Source organism: Herminiimonas sp. (assembly GCF_030645555.1).
GTDB lineage: Bacteria > Pseudomonadota > Gammaproteobacteria > Burkholderiales > Burkholderiaceae_D > Oxalicibacterium.
In genome coordinates, this window is the sequence record NZ_JAUSME010000261.1 from 1 (window position 1) to 7745 (window position 7745).

Annotated in this window: 4 protein-coding genes and 1 pseudogene; 2 read left to right on the forward strand and 3 right to left on the reverse strand. The window is 57.8% G+C overall.

From position 1 onward, the window contains the following. Positions 1 to 44: 44 nt before the first annotated feature. The 3 genes and pseudogenes from Q7T06_RS10175 to mfd form a co-directional block, all read right to left on the reverse strand. Positions 45 to 1715, reverse strand: coding sequence for an L-lactate permease (locus Q7T06_RS10175; protein WP_304784271.1), 1671 nt, complete (start codon positions 1713 to 1715; stop codon positions 45 to 47). Positions 1716 to 2027: 312 nt separating this feature from the next. Beyond that, positions 2028 to 2873, reverse strand: coding sequence for a phosphoserine phosphatase SerB (gene serB, locus Q7T06_RS10180; RefSeq protein ID WP_304784265.1), 846 nt, complete (start codon positions 2871 to 2873; stop codon positions 2028 to 2030). Between the two features lie 21 nt (positions 2874 to 2894). Further along, a pseudogene (gene mfd / locus Q7T06_RS10185) lies at positions 2895 to 6338 on the reverse strand (transcription-repair coupling factor). Between the two features lie 204 nt (positions 6339 to 6542). Here mfd and ispD point away from each other — a divergent pair. Further along, entirely contained in the window at positions 6543 to 7241 is a 699-nt protein-coding gene (ispD, locus tag Q7T06_RS10190; RefSeq protein ID WP_304784267.1) for a 2-C-methyl-D-erythritol 4-phosphate cytidylyltransferase, read from the forward strand. After that, a complete protein-coding gene (ispF, locus tag Q7T06_RS10195) occupies positions 7238 to 7741 on the forward strand; it encodes a 2-C-methyl-D-erythritol 2,4-cyclodiphosphate synthase (protein ID WP_304784269.1) in 504 nt (167 codons plus the stop codon). Before ispD ends, ispF begins: the two co-directional genes overlap by 4 nt. Positions 7742 to 7745: the final 4 nt, after the last annotated feature.

Sequence of the window (7745 nt, forward strand, 5' to 3'; positions counted from 1 at the left end):
CGGTATTCAGCGCACCACCCTGAACGCTTGAATCCCGTCAGCGATCAGTGCACCACCATCAGCGTGAACGGCCACACATAAGCCTGCAGTGTCACCAGGCCGCCAACCAGGCAGGCCAGCACGATGGAGTGGAAAAACACATAGCGCAGGATGTCGCCTTCGTGGCCATACCACTTGGTAGCGGTAGATGCGACCACTATCGATTGCGCATCTATCATCTTGCCCATCACGCCGCCGGCACTGTTGGCCGATGCCATCAGGACAGGTGGCAGACCCAGTTGTTCCGCCGTGGTTTTTTGCAGGCTGCCGAACAGCACGTTGGCCGCGGTATCCGACCCGGTCAAGGCAACGCCCAGCCAGCCGAGCAGGGTGCCGAACATCGGATAGAACACGCCGGTGTGTGCAAATGCCAGGCCCAGGGTTGCATCGAGACCCGAGTATTTGGTCAGGTAACCGACGCCGAACATCGCGCAAATCGTCAACAGCGAATAGCGCACCAGCTTGATGGTTTGCCAGTATTCCTGGAACAGGCGTTTGAACGAATAACCCATCATCAGGCCGGCGACCAGTGCCGACACAAAAATGCCGGTACCTGCCATCGACAATACATTGAAGTTGAAAACGGCAGCTTCAAGGAAAGGCTCTTTTGCAACCGGTGGCATTTTCATGACCATCTTGTGCAAGCCTTCGATCGGATACTTCCAGGACCAGACCGCATCAATCGCTTTCTTGAAGAATGGCGTACCCCAGATGAACACGAATACCGATAGGATCACCCATGGCATCCATGATTTCGCTACGGTGATGCTGGCGACTACCGAGTTGTCCTCGGTGATTGGCTCGTCCTTGATGTCATCCTTGGAATTGTCATGGCGATTGCGCAAAGCGGTCGTGGTCCAGATCGTCTTTGGTTTCCATACCTTCAGGAACAGCGTCAGCGAACCCATAGAAACGATCGCTGCGATCACGTCCACCAGCCATGGACCGTGATAATTCGAGACCAGGAACTGTGGCACTGCGAATGACACGCCGGCGACCAGAATCGCTGGCCAGATTTCACGCATGCCGCGGAAACCGGCGAATGCCCAGATCAGCCAGAACGGTACCAGCACCGAGAAGAATGGCAATTGACGGCCTATCATCGCAGACAGGTCGAGCAAATCGAGGCCGGTAACCGAGGCCAGCGCGATAACAGGTGCACCCAGCGCGCCATAAGCGACTGGTGCCGTGTTGGCGATCAGCGCCAGACCGGACGCAGCCAAAGGCGAAAAGCCGAGGCCGATCAGGATCGCACCGGTCACCGCCACCGGTGTGCCGAAACCGGCCGCACCTTCAAAGAAAGCGCCGAAACAGAAGGCAACCAGCAGCAATTGCAGGCGACGATCTTCGGTGATGCCGCTGATGCTGTTTTGCAAGACCTTGAAATAACCATTCAGCGTGGTCAAACGGTGCAGGAAGATGATGTTGAGGACGATCCAGCCGATAGGGAACAAGCCCGCAGCGATACCGTAACCTGCCGCCTTGCCGGCCATCGCGACCGGCATGCCGAATACGAAGGCGGCAATCACGATGCCGACCACCAGCGCCAGACCGGCCGCCAGATGAGCTTTCATGTGGAAAAATGCAAGTGCTGCCAGCAGTACTGCCACCGGTATACCCGCAGCCAGTGTCGAAAGTCCGAAACTGTTAAGCGGATCGTAAATCTGTTGCCATATCATGGTCTTTGTCCTTTGTTTAGGTCACTACTATTGTTGTCTATCCTTGCTGATCGTTGCAGCAACAGGCGTCTGCCACGATAGCAGCAGCCGCCTTGCGCGTTGGTGAATAAATTTAATGTGTGGGTGAAATATTTTGATGGCTGAGGGCCTTGTGATTACTACAGTTTTGTTGTGCTTTTGCAAGATGCAAAATTCAAACGCGAAAGAGTGCAGGACTTTCCATCATTTGAAACAATTTCTGAAGTGGCTTGTTCAGCTTGGGGAACATTGCAGAGCAAGCTTGTGATGCTGCTCTGCAACTGGTGTGACTTAGCTGCGGAACAGATTCAATATACCGTCCAGACCGACAAAATTCAATGCAATATCAGCTTGCGCACGCACGATGGGTTTGGCGCGAAACGCGACCGACATCCCGGCTATGCCCATCATCTGCAAATCATTGGCGCCGTCGCCCAGCACGATCGCCTGTTGCGGCGAGATGTGCAATGCCTGGCAGACGCGTTCCACGGTCGCTTTCTTTTCTGCGCCATCGACGATGCCATCGATGACATGGCCGGTCAGCTTGCCGTCGACTATTTCGAGTTGGTTAGCATGCGTGTAGTCGAGTGCCAGGCGCTGCTGCATGCGCTCGGTGAAGAAGGTAAAGCCGCCGGAGACCAGCAGGGTTTTGATGCCGGCGGCCTGCACGCCAGCCAGCATTTTCTCTGCACCCGGTGACAGTGCGAGGCGTTCGTCATAGACGCGTTGCAATGCACCGGCGTCCAGCCCCTTGAGCAGGGAGACGCGACGGTTCAGGCTTTCCTTGAATTCGATTTCGCCGCGCATCGCTGCTTCGGTGATTTCTGCGACTTGCGGTTTCAAGCCCTGCATGTCGGCGATTTCATCTATGCATTCGATCGTGATCAGGGTCGAATCCATATCCATCGTCAGCAACTTGAAATCTGCCAGCGAACGCTCGTGTTCGATGAACGCATAGTCAAGTTGCGCGGCCCATGCCGCCATGTCGATTTGCGATTTCACCTCATCGTTGTAGCTGACGTTCATGCAGCGATAGGCATGCTCGCCGATGGCGATAATTTCGCGCGGACGGGCAAGGTCGGCGATGCGTTCGACGATATGGCGTTGTGCGGTCAAGCCTTGCAGGATCAGGTTCATGGTCTTGTCTATGGATGCAATTTAATTCAGCAGCGAACGGATGGTGGTCTTGATCTGCGCCACGCGCGCAGCCAGATCCGGCATGTTGGCAGTGATGCGCAATTTGTCCTGGCCGTGCAGTTTGATGTGACGATTCTTTTGGATCAGTTCTATGATGCGCATCGCATCGATAGGCGGATTCGGCTTGAAATGCAGGGTCGCCGATTCTGCATGCGCATCGATCTTGATGATGCCGACCGGTACTGCGGCCACGCGCAGCCGGTGGGTTTCCACCAGCGCCTGCGCGGCATCCGGCAGTTTGCCGAAGCGGTCTATCAATTCTTCCTGCAAGTCATTGACGGCTTCCTGCGTCTTGCAATTGGCCAGACGCTTGTAGAGCGACAGCCGCTCATGCACGTCGCCGCAATAGGTGCTCGGCAGCAGCGCAGGCACATGCAGGTTGATCTCGGTGGTGCTCGACAGTGGCGCTGCCAGATCGGGCTCCTTGCCATTTTTCAGCGCGCGTACCGCTTCATTCAACATGTCTGAATACAGCTGGAAACCGATCTCGGTCATTTCGCCGGATTGCTCGTCACCCAGTACTTCACCGGCGCCGCGGATTTCCAGATCGTGCATCGCGTGTTAGAAGCCGCTGCCGTGTTCGTCCATTTGCTGGATCGCATCAAGGCGGCGCTGCGCCAGCTTGGTCAAGCCCTGCACATCGTGCACAAGAAGGTAGGCATAGGCTTGATGATGGGAGCGTCCGACCCGGCCGCGCAATTGATGCAATTGCGCCAAGCCGAACTTGTCGGCGCGGTGCATGATGATGGTGTTGGCGGTCGGCACGTCGATGCCGGTTTCTATGATAGTCGTGCACAGCAGGATGTTGAAACGCTGCGCGACGAAATCGCGCATGATGCGTTCCAGATCGCGCTCGTGCAACTGGCCGTGGGCGACGCCTATGCGTGCTTCCGGCATCAGCTCTTCCAGCATCGCCTTGCGATTCTGTATCGTCTCGACTTCATTGTGCAGGAAGTAGACTTGCCCGCCGCGCTTCAATTCGCGCAGGCAGGCTTCGCGGATCACCGAATCGTTTTCGCTGCGCACGAAGGTCTTGATGGCGAGTCGTTTTTGCGGCGCAGTGGCGATGATGGAAAAATCGCGCAAGCCTTCCAGCGCCATCCCCAGCGTGCGCGGGATAGGTGTGGCGGTCAGCGTCAGGACATCGACTTCGGCGCGCAAGGCTTTCAGCGCTTCCTTTTGCCGCACACCAAAGCGATGTTCTTCATCGATGATGACCAGGCCCAGGCGGGAAAACTTGACGTCCGGCGACAGCAGCTTGTGGGTGCCGATCACGATGTCGAGCGTGCCATCGGCCATGCCCTTGAAAGCCTGCGTGATTTCCTTGCCGCTGCGGAAACGCGACAGTTCGGCTATGCGCACCGGCCAGTCGGCAAAGCGGTCGGCGAAGGTTTGCGCATGCTGCTCTGCCAGCAAAGTAGTAGGGGCGAGGATGGCGACCTGCTTGCCGCCGAGTACGGCGACGAAGGCGGCGCGCAAGGCCACTTCAGTCTTGCCGAAACCGACGTCGCCGCAGATCAGGCGGTCCATCGGTTTGCCGCTGGTCATGTCCTTGATGACGGCATTGATCGCGGCGGCCTGGTCTACCGTTTCCTCGAAGCCGAAGCTTTCGGCGAAGGCTTCGTAATCGTGGGCGGAATATTCGAAGCTGTGGCCTTCGCGCAAGGCGCGGCGGGCGTACAGGTTCAGCAATTCGGCGGCGGTATCGCGGACTTTTTCTGCCGCGCGACGCTTGGCCTTTTCCCACTGGCCGGAGCCCAGCGCATGCAGGGGTGCATCGTCGGGCGAGGCGCCCGAGTAACGCGAGATCACATGCAGCTGCGAGACCGGCACATACAGCTTGGTGTCCTTCGCATATTCCAGATGCAGGAACTCGGTTTCGCCTTCGCCGAGATCCATGCTGGTCAAGCCCATGTAGCGCCCGATGCCGTGGTTGATGTGCACCACCGGATCGCCGATCTTGAGCTCGGACAAGTCGCGCACCATCGATTCGACCTGCGTTGCGCCTTCCTGCTTCTTGCTGCCGACGCGGCGGCCCGTGCCCGCATACAGTTCGGTTTCGGTGATGAAGGCGAGTCCGCCCAGCGCATCGCCGAGCTCGAAGCCGGCGTGCATGGGCGCCACGCCCAGCATCAGTTTTGCCGATGCGGTGCTGAAATCGGCAAAGCCATCGGCGGTTGCCAGCGGCAAATCGTATTCGTTGAAATACTGCAGCAGTGTTTCGCGGCGACCGTTGGTTTCCGCGCAGATCAGCACGCGTTTGCCGGTTTGCAGCAGGTAGGCGCGCAGATTGACGAGCGGGTCGTCGGCGCGCCGGTTGACGGCAATGTTGGGCAATGGCGCCGACAGTTCGGAGGCGACATCTTCGCTTTGCAGGATCCAGCGACCGTAAGGTTTGGCCAGCGTGAAGAAATTTTCATCGCTGAGGAAGATCTGTTCAGGCGCGAGCAAGGGACGGTCGCGATCCGACTTGAGGAAGCGATAGCGCGATTGCGTATCGTCCCAGAAGCGCTTGATCGCGGCATCGATATCGCCGACCAGCGCAAAGGTCGTATCCGTGGGCAGATAATCGAACAGCGTCTTTGTTTCTTCAAAAAACAGCGGCAGATAATATTCGATGCCGGCCGAGGCAATGCCGCTGCCGATATCCTTGTAAATCATCGAGCGCGATGGATCGCCTTCGAACAATTCGCGCCAGCGGCCGCGGAAGGCGGTGCGCGCTTCTTCATCCATAGGAAATTCGCGCGCCGGCAACAGGCGCACTTCCTTGACCGGGTACAGCGAGCGTTGCGTATCGGCGTCGAAGGTGCGTATCGTGTCTATCGTGTCGCCGAACAGGTCGATCCGATAAGGCAGGATGGAACCCATAGGGAAAATATCGATCAAGCCGCCGCGCACCGAATATTCGCCGGGCGACATCACCTGCTTGACCGGGCTGTAGCCGGCGAGCTGCAACTGCGCTTTCAGCTTCGCTTCATCCAGCGTTTCGCCCTGCTTGAAGAAGAAGGTATAGGAGGCGAGGAAGGAGGGCGGCGCCATGCGCACCAGCGCCGTGGTGGCCGGCACGATCAATACATCGCATTGCGCATTCAAGACTTCATACAGGGTCGCCAGACGCTCGGACACCAGGTCCTGGTGCGGCGAGAAGGCGTCATAGGGCAGTGTTTCCCAATCCGGCAGCAGATGGCAGCGTAATTCGCCTTGCTCTTTGCCGAACCACGGGATTTCAGCCAGCAGGCGCTGCGCATCGCTGGCGTTGGCAACGACGACCGTCAGCATGCGTTTTTGCGATTTCAGTTCCGCCGCAGCTTGCGCCAATACATAGGCGTCTGCCGAACCGTGTACCGGGGGCAGTGCAAAACGCGAGCCGGGCTTGGGGAGAGATTTTTTTAGGTCGAATGACATCAAGTAATGACATTAAGAAATGTCAGGGTGGTCAAAAAGCGCGGCATAATTGCTATCGCGTACTTAATTTGACAGTGAAAAATTATGATGCGATTATAAACCAAGCCCTACCCTGAAGTTCTTCTTCGCTTGGGCGCGTGCGCAATCCGAATGCCGATTTCCCCTACAACAGAGCGCACCCGTGCACCTTCCCCTTATTACCCGATGACTTTAGCCCGCTATTTCGCCCTGATTCCCGCCGCCGGCGTTGGCGCGCGCATGGGCGGGAATATCCCCAAACAGTATGCGCAGCTGGCCGGCAAAACCATGCTGCACCATGTGCTGGCCACGTTTTCCAGCGCGCCATCGATTGCGCATACCTTTGTCGTGGTGAGCCCGGATGATGCTTATATCGATGCCACACTGGCCGGTTTGCCTGCCGGTACACACAACATCACGGTATTGCGTGTCGGTGGCGCGACCCGGCAGTTATCGGTATTGCATGGCTTGCACGCGATGCGCGAGTCGGTAGGCGATGCTGACTGGGTGCTGGTGCACGATGCCGCACGTCCGGGCCTCAGCATGGAATTGATAGACAAGTTGATACTGGACTTGCAGGACGATGAAGTCGGCGGCTTGCTGGCGCTGCCTGTGGTCGATACCTTGAAACGTGCCGGCAGCCAGGGACGGGTCGAGCTGACCGTGCCGCGCGAGCACCTGTGGGCGGCGCAGACACCGCAAATGTTCCGTTACGGATTGTTGCTGCGCGCGCTGGGGCAGGCGGTGACGGTGACCGATGAAGCAGGCGCCATCGAGGCGCTGGGTCTGCAGCCGAAACTGGTGGCAGGCCATGTACGCAATTTCAAGGTGACGCTGCCGCATGACGTGGCGCTGGCTGAGCTTTATTTGAAAGGATTAGTATGACCAACCGGATACCTGCCGTGCTGCCATGCCGTATCGGCCAGGGTTACGACTGCCATGCGCTGGTCGAAGGCCGCAAGCTGATCATAGGCGGCGTGACGATTCCGCATACGACCGGCTTGCTCGGCCATTCGGATGCCGATGTGCTGTTGCACGCGATTACCGATGCCTTGTTCGGCGCGGCCGCATTGGGCGATATAGGACGGCATTTTCCTGATACTGCAGTCGAGTTTGCCGGTGCCGATTCGCGCGTCTTGCTGCGCGAGGCAGTCAAGCGTGTGGCAGCAGCAGGTTTTCGCATCGGCAATGTGGATGCGACCATCATTGCACAAAGACCGAAGATGGCGACGCACATAGCGCAAATGGTGGCCCATGTCGCCGAGGATCTGGGCGTAGCCATCAACCAGGTCAACATCAAGGCGAAAACCAATGAAAAGCTGGGCTATCTGGGGCGCGAAGAGGGAATCGCTGCCGAAGCGGTGGCGCTGATTTACCAAATATAGTAAA